Annotated in this window: 24 protein-coding genes, 1 tRNA gene and 1 riboswitch; all 25 genes read right to left on the bottom strand. The window is 61.2% G+C overall.

What is annotated here, in order from left to right; all coding sequences use genetic code 11:
- Positions 1-7: 7 nt before the first annotated feature.
- The gene (gene rpsA, locus HZB60_04985) at positions 8-1,798 is read right to left on the bottom strand and encodes a 30S ribosomal protein S1 (protein MBI5059122.1); all 1,791 of its coding nucleotides are present in this window, start codon (positions 1,796-1,798) and stop codon (positions 8-10) included.
- Between the two features lie 52 nt (positions 1,799-1,850).
- Entirely contained in the window at positions 1,851-2,531 is a 681-nt protein-coding gene (locus HZB60_04980; protein MBI5059121.1) for a 1-acyl-sn-glycerol-3-phosphate acyltransferase, read from the bottom strand.
- Between the two features lie 3 nt (positions 2,532-2,534).
- Entirely contained in the window at positions 2,535-3,224 is a 690-nt protein-coding gene (locus HZB60_04975) for a (d)CMP kinase (protein ID MBI5059120.1), read from the bottom strand.
- Positions 3,224-4,927, bottom strand: coding sequence for a short-chain dehydrogenase (locus HZB60_04970; protein MBI5059119.1), 1,704 nt, complete (start codon positions 4,925-4,927; stop codon positions 3,224-3,226). The genes HZB60_04975 and HZB60_04970 overlap by 1 nt, the downstream gene beginning before the upstream one ends.
- A complete protein-coding gene (gene scpB / locus HZB60_04965; protein ID MBI5059118.1) occupies positions 4,924-5,784 on the bottom strand; it encodes an SMC-Scp complex subunit ScpB in 861 nt (286 codons plus the stop codon). Before scpB ends, HZB60_04970 begins: the two co-directional genes overlap by 4 nt.
- Position 5,785: 1 nt before the next feature.
- Positions 5,786-6,526 (bottom strand): segregation/condensation protein A, encoded by a 741-nt coding sequence (locus HZB60_04960; protein ID MBI5059117.1) that lies wholly within the window; start codon positions 6,524-6,526, stop codon positions 5,786-5,788.
- On the bottom strand, positions 6,523-7,488 hold the full coding sequence (gene trpS, locus HZB60_04955) for a tryptophan--tRNA ligase (GenBank protein MBI5059116.1): 966 nt from the start codon (positions 7,486-7,488) through the stop codon (positions 6,523-6,525). The genes HZB60_04960 and trpS overlap by 4 nt, the downstream gene beginning before the upstream one ends.
- Before the next feature lie 130 nt (positions 7,489-7,618).
- Entirely contained in the window at positions 7,619-8,884 is a 1,266-nt protein-coding gene (locus tag HZB60_04950) for a hypothetical protein (GenBank protein ID MBI5059115.1), read from the bottom strand.
- Positions 8,881-11,025 carry a TonB-dependent receptor gene (locus HZB60_04945; protein MBI5059114.1) on the bottom strand — a complete coding sequence of 715 codons (2,145 nt, stop codon included), beginning with the start codon at positions 11,023-11,025 and terminating at the stop codon, positions 8,881-8,883. The genes HZB60_04950 and HZB60_04945 overlap by 4 nt, the downstream gene beginning before the upstream one ends.
- Positions 11,022-12,806 (bottom strand): hypothetical protein, encoded by a 1,785-nt coding sequence (locus tag HZB60_04940; GenBank protein ID MBI5059113.1) that lies wholly within the window; start codon positions 12,804-12,806, stop codon positions 11,022-11,024. Before HZB60_04940 ends, HZB60_04945 begins: the two co-directional genes overlap by 4 nt.
- Complete coding sequence (locus tag HZB60_04935; GenBank protein ID MBI5059112.1) at positions 12,803-13,357, bottom strand: hypothetical protein; 555 nt, start codon at positions 13,355-13,357, stop codon at positions 12,803-12,805. The genes HZB60_04940 and HZB60_04935 overlap by 4 nt, the downstream gene beginning before the upstream one ends.
- Before the next feature lie 48 nt (positions 13,358-13,405).
- Positions 13,406-13,545: riboswitch (cobalamin riboswitch) on the bottom strand.
- A 34-nt stretch (positions 13,546-13,579) separates the two neighbouring features.
- A complete protein-coding gene (gene rplS, locus HZB60_04930) occupies positions 13,580-13,972 on the bottom strand; it encodes a 50S ribosomal protein L19 (GenBank protein ID MBI5059111.1) in 393 nt (130 codons plus the stop codon).
- Between the two features lie 14 nt (positions 13,973-13,986).
- Entirely contained in the window at positions 13,987-14,703 is a 717-nt protein-coding gene (trmD, locus tag HZB60_04925; protein ID MBI5059110.1) for a tRNA (guanosine(37)-N1)-methyltransferase TrmD, read from the bottom strand.
- Complete coding sequence (gene rimM / locus HZB60_04920) at positions 14,693-15,274, bottom strand: 16S rRNA processing protein RimM (GenBank protein ID MBI5059109.1); 582 nt, start codon at positions 15,272-15,274, stop codon at positions 14,693-14,695. Before rimM ends, trmD begins: the two co-directional genes overlap by 11 nt.
- Before the next feature lie 78 nt (positions 15,275-15,352).
- Positions 15,353-15,757 (bottom strand): 30S ribosomal protein S16, encoded by a 405-nt coding sequence (rpsP, locus tag HZB60_04915; protein ID MBI5059108.1) that lies wholly within the window; start codon positions 15,755-15,757, stop codon positions 15,353-15,355.
- Between the two features lie 31 nt (positions 15,758-15,788).
- The gene (gene ffh, locus HZB60_04910) at positions 15,789-17,111 is read right to left on the bottom strand and encodes a signal recognition particle protein (protein ID MBI5059107.1); all 1,323 of its coding nucleotides are present in this window, start codon (positions 17,109-17,111) and stop codon (positions 15,789-15,791) included.
- Positions 17,112-17,115: 4 nt separating this feature from the next.
- Complete coding sequence (rfaE2, locus tag HZB60_04905) at positions 17,116-17,616, bottom strand: D-glycero-beta-D-manno-heptose 1-phosphate adenylyltransferase (protein ID MBI5059106.1); 501 nt, start codon at positions 17,614-17,616, stop codon at positions 17,116-17,118.
- Positions 17,616-17,692: transfer RNA gene (locus HZB60_04900), tRNA-Val, on the bottom strand. Before HZB60_04900 ends, rfaE2 begins: the two co-directional genes overlap by 1 nt.
- A 4-nt stretch (positions 17,693-17,696) precedes the next feature.
- Complete coding sequence (locus HZB60_04895) at positions 17,697-18,677, bottom strand: D-glycero-beta-D-manno-heptose-7-phosphate kinase (GenBank protein ID MBI5059105.1); 981 nt, start codon at positions 18,675-18,677, stop codon at positions 17,697-17,699.
- Positions 18,674-19,231: a ribosome recycling factor gene (gene frr, locus HZB60_04890; GenBank protein MBI5059104.1), complete on the bottom strand. Its 558-nt coding sequence runs from the start codon at positions 19,229-19,231 to the stop codon at positions 18,674-18,676. The genes HZB60_04895 and frr overlap by 4 nt, the downstream gene beginning before the upstream one ends.
- A gap of 12 nt (positions 19,232-19,243) precedes the next feature.
- Entirely contained in the window at positions 19,244-19,948 is a 705-nt protein-coding gene (locus HZB60_04885) for a UMP kinase (GenBank protein MBI5059103.1), read from the bottom strand.
- Positions 19,949-19,969: 21 nt separating this feature from the next.
- Positions 19,970-20,845, bottom strand: coding sequence for an elongation factor Ts (locus HZB60_04880; GenBank protein MBI5059102.1), 876 nt, complete (start codon positions 20,843-20,845; stop codon positions 19,970-19,972).
- A 90-nt stretch (positions 20,846-20,935) separates the two neighbouring features.
- Positions 20,936-21,898, bottom strand: coding sequence for a 30S ribosomal protein S2 (rpsB, locus tag HZB60_04875; protein ID MBI5059101.1), 963 nt, complete (start codon positions 21,896-21,898; stop codon positions 20,936-20,938).
- A 231-nt stretch (positions 21,899-22,129) separates the two neighbouring features.
- The gene (gene rpsI / locus HZB60_04870) at positions 22,130-22,522 is read right to left on the bottom strand and encodes a 30S ribosomal protein S9 (protein ID MBI5059100.1); all 393 of its coding nucleotides are present in this window, start codon (positions 22,520-22,522) and stop codon (positions 22,130-22,132) included.
- Between the two features lie 22 nt (positions 22,523-22,544).
- Positions 22,545-22,973, bottom strand: coding sequence for a 50S ribosomal protein L13 (gene rplM / locus HZB60_04865; GenBank protein MBI5059099.1), 429 nt, complete (start codon positions 22,971-22,973; stop codon positions 22,545-22,547).
- Positions 22,974-23,198: the final 225 nt, after the last annotated feature.

The following is a 23,198-nucleotide window of genomic DNA, read 5'->3' as shown; positions in this document are numbered from 1 at the left end:
GCGGCGGTTAAACCTGCGGTTCCGTGGACTCGTCCTTGTAACCGTGCGGTTCCGGCTGATCGGGCAAGTCCGTGTCACTGCCAACCACGTACTGCTTGTACGTGTCGTCAGTGGCGCCTTCCGCTTCACCGGCCGGAGCCTGTGCCGCCAGAATGATCTTCTTCGACTCCTTGTCGAATTCGATCACCTCAAGCTGCAACTCGTCGCCAACGCTTACCGACTGCTTCCCGCCGCGCGTCAGCCGCTTGAGCTGACTGTTCGGAACGAAGCCCTCGACTTCATTGGGCAGATCGACAACGACGCCCTTCTCGAGGATCCGCGACGCCTTCCCGGTGACCTGTGTGCCCACGGCAAATGTCCGTTCAAATTCGTCCCAGGGATTCTCCTGCGCCTGCTTCAGACCGAGGGCGATGCGACGCTCATTGCGATCAAAACCGAGCACGACCACTTCCACCTCGTCACCCTTCTTCAGCAGCTCGCCCGGATGGCGAACCCGCTTCGTCCAGGATAGGTCGGAGATGTGCACCAGACCGTCAATCCCGTCTTCCAACTCCACGAATGCGCCGAATGGCACCAGATCACGGACCTTGCCCGTGTGACGGCTGCTGACGGCATACTTCTGCTCGAGATTCTCCCACGGGTCCGGCTCGATCTGCTTGAGACCCAGCGAAATCTTGCGATTCTCCTTGTCGATATTCAGCACGATGACGTCGAGTTCGTCGCCCACGCTGAGAATCGCGGAGGGATGCTTCACGTGCTGCGTCCAGCTCATCTCCGAAATGTGCACCAGCCCCTCAAGGCCCTTCTCCAGTTCCACGAATGCGCCGTATCGCGCAATCGACACGACCTTGCCGCGAACCCGGGCGCCGATCGGGTATTTGCCTTCGACACCCTCCCACGGATGAGTCTGGAGCTGCTTGTACCCAATCGAGATGCGCTGGCGATCCTTGTCATAATCAAGCACCTTGACCGTGATCTTCTGGTCAAGCTGCACAACCTCGGACGGGTGACTGACCCTGCCCCAGGACAGATCCGTGATGTGCAACAGGCCGTCCACACCGCCCAGATCGACAAACACGCCGAAATCGGTGATGTTCTTGACCGTGCCGTCCATCACATCCCCCACCTTCAGGCTGCCCAGGACCTTCTCGCGCACCCCGGCCAGACCCTCTTCGACAATCACCTTGTGGGAAACCACGATGTTCTTGCGAGCATCGTTCAGCTTCACGACGCGGAAGTCCATGTCCTGATTCACCAATGCGTCGAAATCGCGCACCGGATGTACGTCGATCTGCGAGCCCGGCAAGAACGCGTCAATCCCCATCAGATCGACCACGAATCCGCCCTTGATCCGCCGCAGAATCTTGCCCTTGACGATCTCGCCCGTCTTGAAGATGTCGCCGATGCGCTCCCACACACGCAGGAAATCGGCCTTCTTCTTCGACAGCAATAGCTGTCCCTCCGAGTCCTCCACCCGGTCAAGGAACACCTCAATGTCGTCACCGATCTTGAACGAATCCCGGCTCGGGAACTCGTCCGACGAAATCGTACCCTCCGACTTGAAGCCGATGTCGATCGAAACTTCCTTGTCGTTGATCGCGATGATCTTGCCCTTGACGATCTCGCCCTCGCGGAACTCCATGATCATCTTCTCATAGAGTCCGGCCAGATCTTGCGTCTCGCGGTGTAGTTCCGCCTGCTGCTCGGGCAATTCCGAGAGCTTGATCTTGCGCCCCTTGAAGCGGACGTCGTCTTTTGCGGTGACCGCTACCGGCACATTCGTTTCTTCTGTTTCCATGTTGGGTCGTCCCGGCTTGTTTATGCCCGTCCGGGAACGGGGTTAGTTGGACCTACCTCAACCGTTCATTATCAATCACCGAGCGCTCGTAAAGCGGGCCGCGCTCACGAACGACTCCCCCCGGGAGTCGCACGGAGAGATCGCGAATCCGCTCCAGCACGCGGTCTGATATAATCTCGTATGCCACCCGCCCGCGCTCCGTCCCGGCCGTTAATTCCGCCGCCGTGACCGGATCGCCAAAAATCACCTGAATCGCCGGCCGTGGCGACCAGCGCGGCCGGCTCACCGTGCTTCCATGAATATACACGGGCAACACCGGTGCCTGCGACAAGGACACCACCCAGCCGACCCCGACTTTTGCCTTCAAAAAACCGTCCGCCGGCGCCCGTGTGCCCTCCGGAAACATGAGCAGGCACCCCTCCTGCTCGAGCACATGGAGACACTGCTGCAATGAGGTCCGGTCGAATTGGCCCCGCCGCACCGGAAACGCGTTCAGGTACGAAATCAACCCGCCCAACCAGCGACCGCGAAACAACTCCTCCTTCGCAAAAAAGTGCGTTTCCCGCGGAACGACACCGCCCAGGATCGGAGGATCGAAATTCGAACGATGGTTCGAAGCAAGGATGATCCGTCCACTGCGCGGAACGCGGTCGAGACCATGCACCTGCAGGCCAAACAGCGTGTGAAAACCTGCACTCGACAGCGCCCTGACGACCGCGTATCCGGCCCGCACGGCTCAGCCTGCCGGTGCGGAAAGCAGCTTCTTGGCCAGGGCGACCACGCGCTCAACCTGATCGCCAATCGTCAAGTCCGTCGTGTCCAAATCAACGGCATCCTCCGCCCGCCGCAACGGGCTGTGCTCACGCTTGGAATCCCGCTCATCGCGCGTGGCCAGCGCGCGTTCAACTTCTTCCAGACTCTGGTCAATCCCGCGGGACAGCATCTCCTTGCGGCGACGCTTTGCCCGGGTCCTCAAATCGGCGATCATGAACACCTTCAGCTCCGCCCGGGGAAACACCACCGTGCCGATGTCGCGGCCTTCGAGCACCACGCCGCCGTCGCGGCCCAGTGCCCGTTGCCACTCCACCAGGTATTCCCGCACCAGCCGACTCTCGGAGACCGGCCCGACCCACAGCGAGATCTCCGGCGTGCGAATCTCGTCGGAGACATCGCGACCGTCCAGCAGAATCCGCGTGGAGTCCGCCGCCTCGCGCTGCTCGACCGTGGTTTCCTGCAACAGATCCGTCACGCGCTCGATATCGGCGAGCTCGATGCCGTTGCGCAGCATCTTGACTGCAACCGCCCGGTACATCGCACCCGTGTCGATGTGCATGTACCCCAGGCGCTTCGCCACCAATTTCGCTGTCGTCGATTTGCCCGAACCCGCCGGCCCGTCAATCGCGATGATTATTCCGCGCGGGGACATCACGACTTAATTCGCTCGCCCTTCTCCTCATTGATGAAGATGTGGGTGACGATGCGGCCGGCAAAATGCTCGTCCCGGTCGCCTTGTGCACGACGCTCCCACGGAAACGCCGATGAGGTGTCGCGCGCTGCATCCTCGTGCCCCGCGACAAAAAAGTCGTCAATTCGCCGCTGCCAGCGCTCCATATTCGACGGCCGCAAGTCGATCCAACCCTTGTCCGCCCACTCATCGACCGACGTCGCCTCAATCCGCAGCTCATTGCTCCCGGCATAGGCCGGAATCTTGACCTCCGGGGCCCGCAAGATCCGCTTGCCGTCCGGCAGTAAGATCGGAACTCCGATCGAAATGATCGTCGCGCGCAGTTTCGCGTCCGCGCAGACCACGTCCCACACCTTGGTTGCCACGACCTCCGGCGTGTCCCGCTGAACCGAACTTGGATTCGGATAAGCAAGCTTAATCAGGTGCGCCTCGTAGAGCAACTTGGAAAGATGCGGCGGCCCCAACATTTCGAACGCGATACTGGTGACGCCATTCTCCCGCTGCAACCGCGCCATCTCGTCCAAGGCCGCGCTGCGCAAGATGCCCGCACGGTACGACGGCCCCATCGAAACCGAATCCAGCGCGCCAATCACGTCAAGTCCGGTGTTGCCGCCTTCGATCTCCCACAGCACCGCCTGCGCGATCTCCTCCGGCGTCACAAACTCCATCTGCTCGGAAGCCGTAATCGTGAAAAACTCATCCGTCGAGAAGATCCCGTTCTCCCCCGTGTCGATGAACACCGACTTGAGATTCTCGCCCAACGGTCGCCCAACTCCGTTCGTCACCCGCTGAAAGGTCTGATTCAGCGCTTCCGCCGCGTCCGGTGGGCAATCAAACAATGGAATCGGACGCCCGCCTTTCATCACTTCCCCGTAGGCAATCCGCTTCCACGCAATCGCCGCCGCCGGTTTGACCTCTTTCACGTACGGACAGCCCGGCGTCCGCGCCATCAGAAACAGGAGCATGCTGTGCGCGCCGGCCACCGCGGATTTCGCCAACAACTGACCCGACGGCTTGTCTTCCGCGTGCGTATAGGGAATATTGAACCCCATGCCGCCCGTCCCGGTCGTGCCGACCTTGACGTACGTGTGCGTCTTCGCCGTCATCGTCGCGTCAACCAGCACCTGAATATGCCGAAGCAACTGCGGCATATACACCGTGCCGACAAACCGCGACATCTGGCTCTCAAGATCCGTCGCCGTCACCTTGCCCTGATCGAACGACTGGAGCATGTTGCGCATGTCATAGTACGCGCTGTACAAGTCCTGATAGGCCAGCCCGGTCGCGGAATTCACCGAATCCACAATCAGGTCCGGTTTGTGCTCGCTGATCAAGCGGTGCAGATAGAACGTCCGCAGCCGCTCCGGCGATGGCTTCTCCCAGAAATCCTCGATGAATTCGGCGCGATAACGATCATTGGACATGATCTCCGACCGGGGAATATCCTTCAGGCTCTCGCGAACGAAAATATCGCCCCACACCGGAATCAACTGAACATGCGGATAGCTCGCCGCCAGCTCTTTGCAGGCGGCTTCGGATTCCTGCTGCTTCAACGACAATACCACCAGTGCCTTCGGCCCGCGCGCCAATAACTTGCGGCAGACCGCCATCCCCACCAAACCAAAACCGCCCAGAACCAATATCTTTGAGTTCCGTAGCATCATTGCCCTGAATCTCCTTCGTCGGGAGCGGCATCCCCGTCAGTCGGCGGATGCGCGTGATGATGACCGTTCGTCCTGCCCGCCGCCGGCAACACTTCCGACAGATCAGCCAGCGGAGGAATCCCCGCCGCCGCCGACCCGCCATCAACGTCGGCGGCGAATTCCGTCTGCGTGTCTCGCCCCCCCAGCTCCTGCAAGCGTCCCCACTCCCGTGTGAGTTCGCTGTCCCGTGGCAGGTCAGTCAGGGAAGAAAGTCCAAAATGCTTCAGGAATTCAGCAGTCGTCTCGTACAACAGCGGCTTGCCCACGATATTCGCGCGACCCTTCACCGCGACCAAGTGACGATCCAACAGCGTTCTAAGCACCCCGCCGGAATCCACTCCGCGAATGTCGTCTATCTCAATCCGCGTAACCGGACCGCGAAACGCCACCACCGCCAGCGTTTCCAGCGCCGCCCGCGATACCCGCGCGCGATTGCGCTCCACCGACAGCTTCTTGAGTGCGCCCGAATAGTCCGGCTTCGTAAAAAACTGGTAGCCCCCCGCCACGTGCAAAATCTCGAACGCGCGACCCGTCTGCGCGTACTCGATATTCAATTGCCTTACAAATTCCGGCAACTTCCCCCGATTGCGAACACCGATCACCGAGTTGTATTGCTCCTCCGTCAACGGCTCCCGCGACGAAAAGAGCATCGACTCCGTCACGGCCTTCAGAAACTCGTGGTCGTCGCGAAGATTAACCTCGACTTGCTCCGGCTCCGGCGCGCCTTCCGCGTTCAGCAGCGATTCGCCGTCCTCAGGGAGTCCATCGAGCGGCAGGGCCTGCTCGTCTTCGTTTATCTTGCGCTGCTTCTTTGCCAACCTATGCGGCCTCAACCTCCGGGACCTGTGCCCCGGAAACATAAATCTCCGCAAATGCCTCGTTCTGATCCACGTGAATCCGCTGCCGCTTCGCCAGTTCCAGGATCGCCAGCAACGTCACCACCCAGATCATCCGCTCCCGCTCGGTTTGCATGGTGTGCAACAAGCCAAAGCGTTCCAGCTCCGCGACCAGGTCAACGACCCAACGCATGCGTTCCTCAAGGGATATCCGATGCAGCTTGACCTGATGAAACGTCCGCGATTCACGATTCATCAGCAGCTCTTCGATCGCCCGCGACAAATCGTAAATCGTCATCGGTACCAGCATCTCGTCCGGACTGGGCTCCGCGGCGGCGGGCACCGGCGTATAGCCGATCTCCCAACGCTCCAGCATCTCGTCTTCGCGCCGTCCGAATCGTGCCGCTTCCTCTTTGACCTTCTGGTAAAGCAAGAGGCGATTTGCCAGCTCGCGCCGCGGATCCTCGACTTCCTCTTCGCCGAGCTGCGGTGGACGCGGCAGCAACAGCTTGGCCTTGATCGACAGCAACGTCGCGGCCATTAATAGATACTCGCCAGCGTCCTCCAGATCCTCAATCCCAATCGCGTCAACGACCCCGAGATACGACTCTGTGATCTCCGCCATCGGCAGATCCGATATGTCGTACTCCTGCCGCGACACGAGAAAGAGCAGCAAATCCAGCGGCCCTTCAAAACGCGGGAGCTTGACCTGCCAGGCGCTCATCCGAACCCCATCGCGGCATGTACCTCGTCCATCGTCGCCGCGGCAATGCTTCGCGCGCGGGAATTTCCGTCGGCCAGAATCTCGTCGATCAGGCCCGGCTTGCTTTCGATCTCCGCCCGCTTCACCCGGATCGGCTCCAAGTGCGACGCAATCCGATCCGCGCAGCGCTGCTTGCACTCCACACATCCCAACGCGCCGCTCTCGCACCCGCTGCGAATCTCCGACGTGGCATCGGCATTGAACTTCTTGTGGTACGTAAACACGAGGCAAACGTCCGGACGCCCCGGATCGCCCTTCCGAATCTTCTGCGGATCCGTGATCGCCCTCCGCAACTTCCCCCGCACCTCGTCCGGAGCATCCGCGAGCTGGATCGTATTGCCCAGCGATTTCGACATCTTGTTGCCGTCCAGGCCCGGCAGACGCGGGAATTCCGTCACCAGCGGATCCGGCTCCGGAAAGATCGGCTGCTGAGGGCAGTACACGTTGTTGAACCGACGTGCCAGCTCACGCGTAACTTCTACATGCGGCAACTGGTCCTCACCCACCGGTACCACGTCGCCTTTGTAGATCAGAATGTCCGCCGATTGCAGCACGGGGTACGCGAGATGTCCGACACTCAGTCGGGTCTCCAAATCAAGGTCGCGCACCTGGTCCTTTAACGTCGGATTCCGCTCCAGCCGCGCCGTCGTGATCAGCATACTGAAAATCAAATGCAGCTCCGCATGCTGCTTGACCTGCGACTGCACGAAAATCGGACTACGGACGGGATCGATTCCCGCCGCGATCCAGTCAATCACCATCTCGCGCGTGTTCGCGGCATATTCTCGAGTCCCCTCCAAGTCGGTCGTCAGCGCGTGCCAGTCCGCCACCAGGAAATGACTCTGATACTGCTCCTGCAATCGTACCCAATTCTCGAGTGCCCCCACGTAGTTCCCCAAGTGCAGGCGGCCGGTCGGTCGCATTCCGGATAGTAGGCGGCGGGGAATCGTCATCGCAGAGGTAAGTGCATCGATTTCAGGATAAACCAAATGATACACTATTTTCGCCAAAATAGCAAACAAAAAGGGCCCGCTCAAGGCCCCCTAAGTTCAGCTATTTCAAATAGACAATGCGTAATGGCGGCCCCCCAACTGACCCACCCCAAGAGGCAAAGTAAACGCCTGAACTTCCGTTACTTAGCGTCCCCCCCCGGGGTACCCACGAAACTGACGTCATTCCCGCCCCCACCGTCAACCTATCCACAATCCTACCTAACGCGTTGTAAATCAACATAGATGACAAGTCCCGGAGTGGAAGGTCCCACCGCAAAGTGACCGCCGAATTGAAAGGATTGGGATACGCTTTCGTCAAACCGGGATCAGCCGCCCATGACACCGTGGGCGGTTCCGGTGCATCGAAGGAATACCCATAGACCATGTTCCCCGGACCGTCGCCAACGTCATAGGTCCCCAGTAGCAAGCCGTCGGCAGTGCGTTGTTCCACATGATCCGTCATGAAACAGCTCACTACCCAAGTTTCTCCGATCGTCACGCAAATGTCCGACACGCCCGAGCCCACGAGCAAAGGATTGTCCGCCCCGTTCACAATCTGCAAGTCTTCTATTGTGTACCGATAGACATGCCCGTGGTCACCCCAACCACCCGCCGCCACATAAGCGTAAGTGACCCCGATTGCCACATCCGCCGGTGTCCCACCCGTCGGCAGAACAGAGATTTCCGCGAACGTTGTCGCGTCCACCACGTTGATCTGTCCCGGAATATCCCCGTAATTTCCCGTGCAAACGATGTGCAATCGGCCGCGCTGATCCACCGCCATGGCCTGCGGATTTGTTCCAACTTGAATGCTGTCCACGAGCGCGAGTGTATGACGATTGTACACCATGACCACACCCGGTCCGTAGTCCGGCCACTCAAGCCGCGTGAGCGTCACCAATAGGTTGTCACCGTGCACGAGCAACCCTTCCGGTGCGTTCCCGACTTCAAGCTGGCCAACCACCGTTCCCGTGGACAACCGCAGCAGCGCCACGCGGTCGCTGGTAGAACAGCTCACTGCCAGCGTGTCGCTGTTCAATGGCGCCGATGCCCACGGCCCGCCGCAGCCCGGCAACGCCATGTCCCGCTGCGTCTCGTCGCCGATGATCTCCTGCAGGCTCGTGGCGTTCGTCACGTACAAAGCGCTTCCCACCTGCGTAATCCCATTGCACAGCGCGCCAAGGGGTTCCACCGTCCCGGTCGCGCCGGGCAGGCGGACCAGTCCCAGCGTCTCGTCAAGTTGCTGCACGACGTAGATCCACTCGTCCGCCGCCGCGACGCCTATGCAAGTCAACCCTGCAACCAATACGATCAGCCAGTTCATCATTTGCCTCCCGCGAGTTCCGTAATGCTCAATTCCAGATAGAATTCTCGCAGTGGCATCGGCGCAAATCGCACGATCCGGAAATCTCGGTTCAGTAGATTCTCCGCGCCGATTGCCGTACCCAACTGCGTGTGCCTGACGTTCCAAGTGTAACCGACACGTGCGTCAACCAGCTCATAGGCGGCTAACCACTTCGAGTTCGATTCCGTCGCCGGACGCCGATCAACCCAACGGTAGTTCACCGCGGCCTGAACACCGTCCCACAAACCACGCAGCCCGCAGCGCGCGGACCTCGGCGCGCGCAGCGAAAGGTACTTGCCTGTGGTCGTCCGATCTTCCGACCGATTACGGGCTTCAGTCCAATCCACGCCGCCGCGCCAGCTCAGCCGATCGCTGATCAACGAATGCTCGACTGTCAGGTCAAGCGTGCGTACCGAAGCAGCCGCCAGATTCACGGGTTTCCAGCGGCCGTCGAATCCCTGCCGCCACATGATCATCTGCGCAACCTGTTGATCCGAGGTCGTCACCGACCATTTCAGATGACCCGCGATCGTCAAGCCACCGCTCAGGCTCGCGATCCACTCCTCGGATTCCTCCGATTGCAAATCCGGATTGCCGCTCGCGACCAAATCGTCCGCCCAGAATAGCGCGTAAAACTCCGGCGTCCGGTACGAACGACCCCACTGCAAATCGAAAGTCATGACTCTCGCAACGCCGCCGTTGATTCCCACTTTCGGCCCGAACAGATTCACCGCGCCGACGCGCTCCAGTCGCGCCCCGGCCCGCGGCAGGATCGGAATCGGACCACCCAGCGACCGTGCGGCCGACACTTCCGCCCACGCCGCGACCCGTGTTCTGTCCGCACTACCATCCCGTAATTGCGTGCTCTCAAGCCGATCCCATCCGGCCAGAATGCCGCTCCGCCCGTGGAGCGATGCCCGAGTCACCTGCGCCTTGATTTCGCCTTCGGCTGCCCGGCTCCAGTCATGACTTGCTTTCGTATATGCCGCGGAGGGATCGCTGAAATCCTGAGCATCCTCCCGGAGCGATAGCCGAGTTTCCGCGTCGAACGCCCCGGCGTCATGAAATGTGCGCTGATTGAGCCGCAGCGAGCGGGTCTCTTGCCGGGCCAGCGGCGTCAGATCAGGCGCCAAATACCCGGGCATCCCGCGCTCACTCAAATCCAACGATCCGCCCAATTCCCAGCGCGCGCGCCGCGCCGGATTCGATTCCAACTTCCCCAGGACGATATCCCGCCGCAAATCATTGTTCTCACGACGAAACTGCTGCCCGACGTGGGGAGCAAGCGGACCCGAACCATCCTCCGGCATCAAACGATAGGCATACTCCCGTGACCCCGCCTCGCGGTTGTACGTGAGTTTCCCGCGCAGTCCGCGCCAGGCTCCACCGCGCTGAACCCGCAGCTCCGTGGCCGTCTCACCCGTGGCCAGCGTCGCCGACGTACGGGCTCCCTCAGCCGCGCTCAGCGTCTGAATGTTGATCACTCCGCCGATCCCGTCACTCCCGCTTTCGATCCGACTGCCCCGCGTTATCTCGATCTGCGCGATGTCCGCAAGCGGCACCGCGCTAAGATCTGATTCTCCGCCGCCCGCACGGTTGATCGGCTGCCCATCAACGACAACCAGGACCTGATTCGAATTCGACCCGCCAATCCGCGCCCCCACCGACCCGCTGCCGTCATCGCGAGTTTCCAGTCCGGCGTCCGCTCGCAGAAACCCGGCCAGATCCCGCGCTCCGCTCTGTACGATCGCTTGCCGTCCAAATCTGCGCGTTACACCCGCCGGTCGCTCCGAGGTCACCTCAACAACGGGCAGAATGAACAATGCTCGCAGACGCACCACGCATTCCGCCTGCTCCCCGGCACGGACCTCGATCACGGTGTCCCCCGCCGCGTAGCCCGCACACCTCACTTCAACCGGATACACTCCGGCCGCCAGCTCGTCAAATACCGCGCGTCCGCTCCCTGAACTGATCGCCTCGCCATGCGAAAACAGACTTACCGTCGCCGAACTCACCGCGACCCCCTGCTCATTGGACACGCTGATGACCAACCGCGATCCGGTCTGCGGCACCGCATCCTGCCATAGCGCGAGCAGCGCCGCCATGTACCACAACAGCCTCACAGCCACAGTCTCCATTGCACACCAAGATATTCTTCCTTGCGGATCATCAAGTATCCCGGAATCACATAATAGTGCTGCGCCAACAGATTGTCCGCTCCCCAGACCAAGGTTACGCCGTGAATCGTCGCCGACAGCCGGAAACCCACCAGATGAGTCGGCCCAAGCAGCTGATCCGCAATATCCGAAACCGCCCGCCGCCTGCCGATATGCTCATAGCTAAGATGACTGCGGAGCGTCAACGGAGCCGTCAGGAAGTCACGCTCAAAATACACCCGGCCGATACCCCGGAGTTCCCGTGCGCGCGCCGGTTCCCGCGAATCGAGCTCGGTAAAGCACGACCCCTGCACGCGAACACCGAATTTCACCGGCATGTCGAAATCGCTCGCCGCGCCCAGGTGATCCGCATCGCCGCCGCGCGCATACGCAAGCGTGACCGTGTCGCCGCGCAGTACAAACTGGTTCGAGAAGGCGCCGCGCCGATCCACCGTGAGCAACCGGACCGCGAATTCTGCCGTCCCCCGCATCCATTTAGCGCCGACGCTGCTATTCAACAAGCGATCAATGCCGCCGGGCGCGTGACCGTCGATCCGCGCAACATAATACCGATCCAGATCCGAAAACTCTCGCGAGATCAGCAGCGGGCGATCTGCAATGCGATAACGGGTACCCCGCCATGCGGACGGCGCGCCGTGCTCATGGTAACCCGTCGCCGCTGTCAAACTTACGCCCTGCAACAGCGCGACATCGCCCTCCACACGGGCATTCGACAGCCAACCGAACTCTGCTTCCGACGCCACAAATGACACATCGGCCCGCCGCGCTTCGGCGGTCGCCTGCAAGTTCACACGACCCAGGACCAGGCGATCATCGAGGCGCAGGTCGAGCGTCGTCTCGGTATAGTCGCCGATCCCCGGATAACGCAGGTCCGCATAGCTGCCCTCATGCATCAACGTGAGCCGGTTCGCGCGATAGTCTGCATCCGCCGAGACCTGCCAGCCGCGCACCAATTCTCGCGCGTTAAAAGCCGAATTCCAGCGCTCCCGATCACGACGTATATAACAACTCAAACGCGGATTGAGCGCCGTCCGAAAACTGTCCGCCTGCATCAGAGTCAGCGCACCTTCTTCACGCTCATTACGCGCGCCGCGAGCCTCGATCTGCGAGTTCGCCTGTACGCTCGATCCGCCATAGGAAATCGTACTCGCGATCCGCCGTCCAAGGTGAAACCGGTATCGCCCGCGCAGCCGATTGAATCGAGAATCACTGACGCCCTGCCGTAAGCCGTCGTACCACACCAGGCGGCCGGTAAGCTCAATCGCCGACCGACCGTAGATCTGTTGGCCGTGAGCGAGATCAACGGACCCGAAGTTGTAATAGCCCTCGCGAATCTGCAGCTCCGTGTACGGTGAATCGGAAGGAATCGTCCGCGTCCACTCCGAGAACCGCCCCACGCCGTCCGTTCCGAACTGGAAGTCGAGGCTGTCCAATTCCGCCGGTGGCTGAAGATTTGAATCGTACAGTCCATCGCCAACCCGGCTTTGCGAAATCCCATCCTTCCGCGCACCCGTTAACCACGGGGCCATGCCCCACGGTTGAATTACCGTCGGCGCACCCAGCACGCCGTAATCCTGCACATACATCCCCGGATAGCGCCGCAGCCAGTCGCTCAAGTCCTCGTAGGACCACGTCAGTCCCGTGCGAGCGGTCAGGACTGGCCCCTGCGCCCGCATCGCCTGCGGGCTCGCCAACAATGCGATCAGCACCAAGACTCTGAATTTCACCAGTTGAGCGCCTTTCTCAGTCGCGGCATCAGCGGAGCCACAATCACCAGAAATACCGCGAGATTGGAAACGATGTGAATCGCCGCAAACGGCAAAGCCGCCGCCGCGTACACGCGCGGGTCCATCCCCACAAATCCCACCGACGCGGGATAGGCCAGGTTCGTCAAGACATCAAACCACACGGTCGAGATCAGGGCAGACGACACGAGGACCAGAAGATAGCAACGGCCCGTAGCTGGCCCGCAAATGCGCCGGGAGAGCGCGCCCGTCAGACCGGCGCCCGCCATCCCCAACATCTGCGACAACAACAAAAAACCCATGGAGCTGCCCATGGGATGAAATCCGGCAAATATGAGTTCCACCAACGCACCCGTAAGTAATCCCGCCCATGCGCCAAGCAAGTAGCCTGCCGCAAAGCAGATCGCCGTCACCAGCTCAACATTCGGAATTGTTGATAGCGCCAATCCGCCGACAACGCCAACCGCCACAAAAGCGGCAACCCGCGCGAGCATCAGCGGCGTACGCCCCGGCCCGGAAACCACCTGCATCATTGAACTCCCCGCATCCGCGGAGAGCCTCCACTATCGCCTCAACTCCGAAGGAACAATCTCACACCCGGCAGGTCTCCTGGCTTCGCCCGTTCCCTCAAACGAGCTTCACAGTTGCGGGTCAGCGACGGATTCACACCGTCTTCCCTATTCTTCCGCCCAAGGCGGACACCGGCTGTTGTGGACGATCAATCCGCGCGGCCTGCTGACCGCGCGTGCTACCCCTTAGGCAGCCGCGACCCCGGCTTTCGCCTTCGGCTCGCCGCCGACATTCTGCTGAGCCTTGTCGCGAATCCGAGCGCTCTTCCCGCGGCGACCCCGTAGATACGTCAGCTTGGCGCGACGGACGTGCCCCTGCCGCAGAACTTCGATCTTCGCGATCACCGGCGAGTGCAACGGAAACACACGCTCCACGCCGACTCCCATCGAAATCTTCCGCACCGTGAACGACTCGTTCAGCCCCGACGACTTGCGGCCGATGACCGTTCCCTGAAACGCCTGCAAACGCTCTTTGTCGCCCTCGATCACTCGAACCCAGACACTTACCGTGTCGCCGGGATTGAAGGTCGGGATGTCTTTGCGCAGGTCATCCTGCGTCCAATTCGAAATGCGATCCATGGTCGGATTCTATGTTAATGGTTCTCTCTTGACTCGTCAGGCGATCCCGGCGGCTGCTCCAACAGATCCGGCCGCCGCGCTCGCGTTCGCTGCTGGCGCTGCGCCGCGCGCCAGGCTTCGATTCGGGCGTGGTGTCCGCTGAGCAGATCCGGCGGAACGCGCAAGCCTTCAATTTCTTCCGGCTTCGTGTAGTACGGCGCGTCCAGCAGTCCGTTCTCAAAACTGTCGCTGGCCGCGGAATCCTGATTTCCCAACACCCCCGGCAGCAATCGCGACACCCCATCAACCAGCACCGCGGCCGGTAACTCGCCGCCGCTCAGCACAAAGTCACCGATCGAGATCTCTTCCCAAACGTCGCGCGCGAAGACCCGCGCATCGATCTCCTTGTAATGTCCGCAGAGGATGATCAGCCACTCCACCCCGGCCAATTCACGAACCCGCGACTGCCCCAATCGCTCCCCCTGCGCGCTCATGCACAACAACCGCGGTGTCATATCCCGCTGGGCACGCAGCGCGTCCAGACAGGCAAAGATCGGCTGTGCCATCAGCACCATTCCCGCGCCCCCGCCATAGGGAGAATCGTCGATCTTGCCATGCCGGTCCGTCGTGTAGTGCCGCAAGTCGTGCACCCACAAGCGAAGCGAATCGGCCAACAACGCGTTGCGCGCAATCGAGCTGTTCACCAGCCCCGCGAACATCTCGGGAAAGCCCGTCAGTATATCAATGATCATGGTCGCCCGGCTCCGGCGGCAGCTCTTCGCCTCCGCTTAGCTCGCGCCAATTCAGAATCTCAATCGTGTGCGCCGCCGTGTCGATTTCGCCTACCCATTGCTTCACGAACGGAACGAGCAGTTCGCCGCGACTCCCGCTGAATTCGAGAATCGCCTGCGCACCCGCGCGAATCGCCACCAGCTGCCCCAAGTCGTCCGCGCCCGCCCCGGTGGCACGATAACCGATCAAGTCCGAACTATAATACGTGTCCGCGGGCAACCCCCACGACTCGCGCTCCGGAACGCACATGTCCGTTCCCGTCAACTGCTCGGCGGCCTCCCGCGTGACCAGATCACGAAAGCTGATCAGTAGGTTTCGCGCACCCCAGCGCACCTTCTTGACCGTGTGCTGCGCTACGACCTCCGCGTCCCTGAGAAAGAACACGGTGGTCAACGCATCGAATCGCTCGTCAAAATCCGAAAGCTGAACCACTTTGAGGGTGCCCTGCAACCCGTGAACGCCGACCACATGCCCAATGGCACGGTAGTCGTTCGTGTCGCCGGTTGCGCCCGGCTCAGCATCGTCAGCCATGTCCATTAGCATTTCCACACGGCCCGGAATTCACCGAAGCGCGACGGCGTCGCTGCCATCGAATCCGTAGCGCGAGAATTATGACTTCGGAGGTTCGGCGGCAGCCTTGGCCTTCTTTTCGCGACGCGCCGTCCGGCGGGCCGCCGCTTGGGTAGCACGCGCCTGTGCATCCGCTCGCCACTTCGCCATCGCCGCGTCGATCTGGTCCGCCGACGTGTCGCGCTTCAGCAAGTCAAGCTTCAGCATCAAGCCGTGCTGTGACAACAAGCTGCGAACGGTTTCCGACGGCGTCGCGCCGACCGCTAACCAATGCATCGCGCGAGCCTCGTCAATCTGAAACTGGGCGGGTTGACGCTTCGGATGATAAATGCCGATCTGGTCAACAAATGCCCCGTCGCGACGATTGCGCGAATCCATCACCACGATGCGGTAGTGCGGTTGCTTCTTGCGGCCGCCCCGCGCGAGTCGAATCTTTACTGACACGGTGTGTTCCTATCTGAACGTTGATTGAAAGCTACATCCCGCCGAAAACGCGCCGCATCTGGCCCGGTCCGGCCTTCCGCAATCGCTTCATCATCGCGACCATCTGATCGTACTGCTGCACCAGCCGATTTACGTGCTGAACCGTCAAGCCCGCCCCTGACGCAATGCGCCGCCGCCGCCGCGCATTCAAAACGTTCGGATGATCCCGCTCAAACGGCGTCATCGAGTAGATCAGCGCTTCCATGTGCTTCAGCGCCTTCTCATCCACCTGCACGTCCTTGAGCTTCGCCCCCACGCCCGGAATCATGCCCAGAAGACTCTGCATCGAACCCATCTTCTTCAACTGCTGCAACTGATCCAGAAAATCCGCCAACGTAAAATCCGCCTTGCGCAGCTTCGCTTCGAGCTTGGCCGCCTTGTCCTCGTCGATGACCGACTGCGCCTTCTCGACGAAACTCACGATGTCGCCCTTGCCCAGAATCCGGCCCGCCATGCGATCCGGATGGAAGGGCTCCAGCGCGTCGAGCTTCTCCCCCATCGAAACAAACTTCAACGGCTTGCTCGTCACCGCGCGAATCGAAATCGCCGCGCCACCCCGCGTATCGCCGTCCAGCTTGGTTAACACCGATCCGGTAAACTGCAGGCGATCGTGAAACGCCTTCGCTGAATTCACCGCGTCCTGACCCGTCATCCCGTCGGCCACGAACAGGATCTCGGTCGGCTTCGTCAGCTTCTGAATCGATTCCAGCTCCCGCATCAAGTCGTCATCGACATGCAAGCGCCCCGCCGTGTCGAGGATCACCGGATCCAGGCTGATCTTCTTCGCATGTCGCAACGCGGCCTCGCAGACGTCGATGGCGCTCCGGCTCTCGCCGCGATACACCGGAATCCCGATCGAATCGCCCAACACCTGCAACTGATCCTGAGCTGCCGGACGCTGCAAGTCGGCCGCGACCAACAACGGCCGCTTGCCTTTCGACTTCAACAATCGCGCCAGCTTCGCGCAAAATGTCGTCTTCCCGGATCCTTGCAGACCGACGACCATATAGACAGTCGGCGGCAGGCTCCCCGTCGTTAGCCGACTCTCCTTTTCCCCCAGCAGCACCACCAGCTCATCGTGAACAATCTTGATCACGAGTTGCGCAGGCGAAACCGCTTTCAGCACCTGCTGGCCCAGCGCCCGTTCCTCGACCTTTGCCAGGAAATCGCGCGCGACACTCAAGTTCACGTCCGCTTCGAGCAGGACGCGTCGAATGTCCTTCAGGCTCTCACGGATATTCGATTCCGTGAGCTTGCCGGTCCCCATGAGGTTCCGGAACACCTGATCCAGCCGGGTTGTCAAATCCTCAAACATGCGCTCAGCGGTAGCGTTTCCTGATCAGCTCAATGATCGAACTCGTTGAACATCCCTCACGCAGCGGGATCGTCACCACCCGGCCGCCCGCGGCGGTCACCTGATCGTATCCGACGATGTCCTCAATGCGGTAATCGCCGCCCTTGACCAGCACGTGCGGCGACAGCAATCGAATCAGCGCTTCCGGTGTGTCTTCGTCGAACAAGATGACGTGGTCCACCGCCCGCAACGCGCACAACGTCACCGCCCGATCCAGCTCCCCCACCAGCGGCCGCCGCGGACCCTTGATCCGCCGCGCCGACTCATCACTGTTCAGCCCGACCAGCAGCGTAGTGCCGAGGGCCCGCGCCGCTTCGAGATATTGAACGTGTCCCGCGTGCAGAAGGTCAAACACGCCGTTCGTGAACACGATGGTGCCGCCGCGCAATCGCTCGACCGTGCAGCGCTTGGCAGCCTCTTCGCGCGACAAAATGCCCGCGTACCCCGACTGTGCGCCGTCAATCATGGTGGGCGACATAGGACTTGAACCTATGACCTCTGGTATGTGAGACCAGCGCTCTAACCAGCTGAGCTAGTCGCCCGAATTCAGAATACATCCGCCAGCAATTGATCTCGATGAATCGGCACGACCCCGACCTCGCCGCACACGATTCCCGCCGCCTGATTCGCCAGCACCGCCGATTCGAGCGGCGTCGCCCCGCCGCATTCCGCCACCACATAGGTCGAAATCACCGTATCGCCCGCCCCGGATACGTCGTGGACCTTTTTCGCCCGCGTCGGAATGTGCGCGCTCTCCGCCGCACTCGTAAATAATTCCATCCCCCGCTCACCGCGCGTCACCAACAGCCGCGACGGCTTCACCCGCTTGAACACCTCCGCCGCCGCTCCGAAGAGCTCGTCGTCGCTCCCGATGCGCTTCCCCAGCGCCGATTCCAGCTCCCGCACGTTCGGCTTGAACAACCCGCACCCCGCGTATTCAAAAAAATGATCAAACTTCGGATCCACCGCTACCCGCACCTCGTGCGTGCGACAGATCGAGAGCAACGCCTCGATCACGCGCGTCGATAATACGCCCTTGTTGTAGTCCTGACAGATCAGCGCGTCGAGCGAATTGATGACCGTCCGCAACGCCTCAATCAACCGATCCTCGTCGCTGCGCTCCAGCGGCCTGATCGTCTCACGATCCGCCCGCACCACATGCTGATCGTGCGCGATGATCCGCGTCTTCTCCGTCGTCCGCCGGCTCGGGCACTTGATCATCCCCAGCGCGCCGCAACCCGCCAAATCCAAATGCCGCAGCAGGTCCAGCCCCGCCTGATCGTCCCCGATCACCCCGAACGCAACCGGCGTCGCGCCCAGCGCCGAGATGTTCTGCACCACGTTGCCCGCCCCGCCCAGCGCCGCCCGCTCGCTCTCCACCTCCACGACCGGAACCGGAGCCTCCGGACTGATGCGGCGAACCGTCCCGGTCAAGTGCCGGTCCAGCATGAAGTCGCCCACCACCGCGATCCGCTTGCCATGCGCCGCGTCCAGAACCCGACGCGCCCGATCGGCGGAAACCGTCAAACTTCCAATACCTCTTTCTCTTTCAACTCAAAGAGATGATCCATCTCCTTGATGTGCTTGTCCGTCATCTCCTGCGTCTTGTCCTGCGACTTGCGCGACTCATCCTCGCTGACCTTGTGCTCCTTTTCAAGCCGCTTAATGTGCTCGTTGGCGTCGCGACGAACATTGCGGATCGCCACCTTCGCCTCCTCCACATACTTCTTCACGACTTTCACCAGATCCTTGCGACGCTCCTCCGTCAGCGGCGGAAGCGTCAGCCGAATCGTCGTGCCGTCAATGTTCGGCGTCAACCCCAGCTCGGACTTCTGGATCGCCTTCTCGATCGCGTGCACCGCGCCCTTGTCCCAGGGCTGGATCATGATCGTCTTCGCGTCCGGTGTCGAGACCGATGCCACCTGCGAGAGCGGCATTTCCGTCCCGTACACGTCCACCCGCAGCGGCTCCACCAAGCCCACCGACGCCTTGCCGGTGCGAATGTGCGACAGCTCATGCCGCAGCATTTCCACCGATTTCTTCATCCGCAAGTCGCAGTCAGCGATGATTTCTTTCACCATTGTTGGGTCCACCTAAGAAATCAGCGTTCCGATCTTCTGCCCTTCGAGTATGCGGCGAAAATTGCCGCGTTGCTTCAAATTGAAAACATGGATCGGGATCGAATTCTCCATGCAAAACGTCACCGCCGTCGTGTCGATTACCCGCAACTGACGCTCCACGAACTCAAGATAACTGATCCGGTCGAACATCGTCGCCGTCTTGTCGAGCGTCGGGTCCGCGGTATAGATCCCATCGACCTTCGTGCCCTTCATCAACACCTCGGCCTTGATCTCCTTCGCCCGCAATGCCGCCGCCGTATCCGTCGTGAAAAACGGACTACCAGTGCCACCGGCAAAGATCACGATCCGGCCCTTCTCCAGATGCCGCAGCGCCCGGCGCCGAATAAACGACTCCGCCACCGTCTGCAACGGAATCGCCGTCTGCACCCGCGTGATCGCCCCGCGAGCCTCCAGCGCGTCCTGCAACGCCAGCGCGTTAATTACCGTCGCCAGCATGCCCATCTGATCGCCCGTCACCCGGTCCATCCCCTGCGCGGCACCCCGCAGGCCGCGAAAGATGTTCCCGCCGCCAATCACGATGCCGACTTCGACACCCAGCGACTGAACCTCGGCAATCTCCTCGGCCATCGCATGCAGCGTCGCCGGATCAATACCGTACTCCCCCGCGCCGCATAATGCCTCGCCGGAAAGTTTCAGCAGAACCCGTTTGCCGTCCAGTGTGCTCAGAGCGCTATCATCCTATGATCCAACCCGAAACCGCTCGAACGACTGTACATCCACCGCTCCGCCCACCGCCTTCGACGCCCCTTCCAGCAAGCTCTTCACGGCCACCTTCGGGTCCTTCACGAACGGCTGCTCCAATAACGCAACCTCGGCCAGCCACTTGTTGATCCGCCCCTCGGCGATCTTGGCCACCGCCGCTTCCGGTTTGCCTTCCTCGCGCGCGCGCGCGATTTCAATCGCCCGCTCCGCGTCAAGTTTCGCCGCATCAACCTGCTCGCGCCGCACCACCAACGGTGACGACGCCGCGACTTGCATCGCCAGGTCTTTGCCCAACGGGCCCGCTTCGGCGTGCTGCGACGTGATGCCCTGCAGACCGACCAGCGTGCCCAGCTTGTTGTCGCCGTGCACATAGTAGCCCACGAAACCACCCGCCGACTGCATCCGCGCAAAACGGCGAATCTCCAGCTTCTCGCCAATCTTGCCGATCAGGTCGGTCAACGAATCGCCAACCGTGCGCGCCCCCAGGGTTCGCTGCTTCAAATCATCAACGGATTTGCCCGCCGCGTCGCCCCAGCCCAGCACCAATTTGGCGAGCTCGTCGGCGAACTTGCGAAAGTCGTCATTCTTGGCCACAAAATCCGTCTCGCTGTTCACCTCCACCATCGCGGCGGTCTGGCCGTCTTCACTGCGCACAATCGCCACCACGCCTTCATTCGCCGCGCGGTCGGCACGCTTCTCCGCGGCCGCCTTACCCTTCTTGCGCAGATATTCCACGGCCTTGTCCTTGTCGCCGCCTGATTCGACCAGCGCCTGCTTGCAGTCCATCATCCCCGCCCCCGTCTCCGCTCGAAGCTGAGACACCAGCGCGGCGCTAATTGCTACGTCTGCCACGGTATCTATCCTCTATCTCGTTGTGTCATTCTATACTCGCTGCTTGGCGGCACCGTCCCCGGTGCCGCGCCTCGCCCCGCGGTCCGCGAACTACGCGCCCGCCGGTGCGTCTCCGCTGGGCGGTACCGGCTTCTCTTCGCCGCCGTGGGGTTGATCCGCCTGAGGTGCAGGTCCGCTACCCGGTCCGGGACCGCCCGGCCGACGCACACGTCGCGGCCGATCACCACCGCCGCCGGGACCACCCGGTCCACCGCCGCGCTGATCACGACCTTCCCGCCGATCCCGGTCGCGACCCCGCGGATCCACATGCTCACGGTCGCGAGCCTGTGTATCTTGCGTCGTCTCCTGCACCTGCACCGCCGTCGCCCGATACGTCGCCATCCCTTCGACGACCCCGTCCGTCAGGGCGCGAGTTATCAACGCAATCGACTTGAACGCGTCATCGTTGGCCGGAATCGGATAATCCACCAGATCAGGATCAACGTTCGTATCCACGATCGCGAAAATCGGAATGCCCAACCGACGGGCCTCGGCGACCGCGATCTTCTCGCGACGGACGTCCACGATGTAGATCGCGTGCGGCAAATAGTTCAGTTCGCGAATGCCGCCGATGGACTCGAGCAGCTTCTCCCGACGGCGGTCCAACATCAACCGCTCCTTCTTCGAGATCTTCTCGAACGTCCCATCCACCATCTTCTTCTCGATCCCGTTCAGCGTCTTGATCCCCTGACGAATCGTCTGAAAGTTGGTCAGCGTGCCGCCCAGCCAACGCTCCGTTACGTACGGAACCCCCGCCCGCTTCGCCTCCGCCGTGATCACATCGCGCGCCTGCGGCTTAGTGCCCACGTACAAAATTGTACCGCCGCGAGACGCAATCTGCATCGCCGCGGCAGTAGCTTTGTCCGTACATTCCTGGGTCTTGCGCAGGTCCAGCAGATGAATCTTGTTCCGTTCCATCAATATGAACGGCTTCATCTTCGGGTGCCAGCGACGAGTCAAATGGCCGAAATGACTTCCGGCCAACAGCAATTGCTGAAGCGTAACTTTGGACATCGGTGCTCCGGGTTGGTGCTCTAACGGCCCTTCCTCTCGCCGGACAACTCAGTCACTGAGCACCCATCCCGCGATCCGAACCGTCGATCGATTAGTAAACCTGACTTGCCTGCTATGTGTGCGCGGCGATACGTCTCCCGCCGAACCGGGTTAAGTTTGCGCAACCCGGCCGGAAACCGGAACGGCGCGCCAAGTCTTTGCCCGCTTGGCGTACCCGATTAGACCATTGGCTTAGCGCTTCGAGTACTGGAACCGCTTGCGCGCGCCCGGCTGACCATACTTCTTGCGCTCGCGCTCACGCGGGTCACGAGTCATCAGGTCATGTTGACGCAAAACCGGTCGGTGCGCCTCGTTCATCACGACCAGTGCGCGCGAAATGCCGAGCAGCAGCGCTCCGGCCTGGCCGCTCAGCCCTCCGCCCTTCATCGTCGCGTGAATGTCAACCTTGCCGAGATTCTCCGTCACGACCAGCGGCTGTTCGATCTCCATCCGCAACACGTCGCGGCGGAAATAGCCAATCAGGTCCTTGCCGTTGACATTGACTTTGCCGGTGCCCGGCACCAGCCAGACGCGGGCAATGGCCGTCTTGCGCCGTCCTGTGGCGTAATACTTGGTCTGCTTCATGTAATACCTTAAGGGAGTCGAATTAGAAGGAGAGCGGCTTCGGCTGCTGCGCAACGTGCGGATGTTCCGCGCCCGCATACACAAATAGCTTGCCGAGCTGCTTGCGGCCCAGACGCGTACGCGGAATCATGCCCTTTACCGCACGTTCGATGATCCGCTCCGGATGCGCCTTCTTGAGCGTCTCATACGGTGTCCAACGCGCACCCTGCGGGTGGCCCGTGTGATGGAAGTAGGCTTTCGTACGAGACTTGCCGCCCGTAACCCGCACCTTGTCGGCATTAATCACCACGACGAAATCGCCCACATCCACATGCGGCGTGTATTGCGGCTTGGTCTTGCCGCGAAGAATTGCGGCGATCTGAGTGGACAAGCGGCCCAGGATCTGGTCCGTCGCATCGACGATTATCCAGCCCCGTTCCACCTGACCCGGTTTGGCGTGAAATGTTGACATGAAACCTACCCTATGTTTGCAAAGCTTTTAAATATAGATAACCAGCTCCACATTGTCAAGCACAACGTGAGTCGGCACAGCCCACAGACCTGAATCGTACTACTTTGTTAATTAACACTTTACCGCAATCAGTCAGATCGGCGTCCAACCTCCCAGCCCTCTTCAAAGTCTCTCCCGACCGCCGGATCGGCCCTCGGCGCTTCGCCGAGCCGGGCGTCCTCGCCC

The organism is candidate division KSB1 bacterium (assembly GCA_016214895.1).
GTDB lineage: Bacteria > Electryoneota > RPQS01 > RPQS01 > RPQS01 > JACRMR01.
This window is presented reverse-complemented; position numbering and strand designations above follow the sequence as displayed.

Excerpts from the sequence above, each read along its gene's own strand:
- trpS (MBI5059116.1), bottom strand. The coding sequence starts at position 7,488 with ATGCGACCGACCGGCCGCCTGCACTTGGGGAACTACGTGGGGGCACTC.
- rpsB (MBI5059101.1), bottom strand. The coding sequence starts at position 21,898 with ATGTCCAAAGTTACGCTTCAGCAATTGCTGTTGGCCGGAAGTCATTTC.
- HZB60_04960 (MBI5059117.1), bottom strand. The coding sequence starts at position 6,526 with ATGAGCGCCTGGCAGGTCAAGCTCCCGCGTTTTGAAGGGCCGCTGGAT.
- HZB60_04950 (MBI5059115.1), bottom strand. The coding sequence starts at position 8,884 with ATGATGAACTGGCTGATCGTATTGGTTGCAGGGTTGACTTGCATAGGC.
- HZB60_04975 (MBI5059120.1), bottom strand. The coding sequence starts at position 3,224 with ATGTCCCCGCGCGGAATAATCATCGCGATTGACGGGCCGGCGGGTTCG.
- trmD (MBI5059110.1), bottom strand. The coding sequence starts at position 14,703 with ATGATCATTGATATACTGACGGGCTTTCCCGAGATGTTCGCGGGGCTG.
- HZB60_04970 (MBI5059119.1), bottom strand. The coding sequence starts at position 4,927 with ATGATGCTACGGAACTCAAAGATATTGGTTCTGGGCGGTTTTGGTTTG.
- rplS (MBI5059111.1), bottom strand. The coding sequence starts at position 13,972 with ATGGATCGCATTTCGAATTGGACGCAGGATGACCTGCGCAAAGACATC.
- ffh (MBI5059107.1), bottom strand. The coding sequence starts at position 17,111 with ATGTTTGAGGATTTGACAACCCGGCTGGATCAGGTGTTCCGGAACCTC.
- rpsA (MBI5059122.1), bottom strand. The coding sequence starts at position 1,798 with ATGGAAACAGAAGAAACGAATGTGCCGGTAGCGGTCACCGCAAAAGAC.
- rplM (MBI5059099.1), bottom strand. The coding sequence starts at position 22,973 with ATGTCAACATTTCACGCCAAACCGGGTCAGGTGGAACGGGGCTGGATA.
- rimM (MBI5059109.1), bottom strand. The coding sequence starts at position 15,274 with ATGGCTGACGATGCTGAGCCGGGCGCAACCGGCGACACGAACGACTAC.
- frr (MBI5059104.1), bottom strand. The coding sequence starts at position 19,231 with ATGGTGAAAGAAATCATCGCTGACTGCGACTTGCGGATGAAGAAATCG.
- HZB60_04935 (MBI5059112.1), bottom strand. The coding sequence starts at position 13,357 with ATGATGCAGGTGGTTTCCGGGCCGGGGCGTACGCCGCTGATGCTCGCG.
- rpsI (MBI5059100.1), bottom strand. The coding sequence starts at position 22,522 with ATGAAGCAGACCAAGTATTACGCCACAGGACGGCGCAAGACGGCCATT.
- rfaE2 (MBI5059106.1), bottom strand. The coding sequence starts at position 17,616 with ATGATTGACGGCGCACAGTCGGGGTACGCGGGCATTTTGTCGCGCGAA.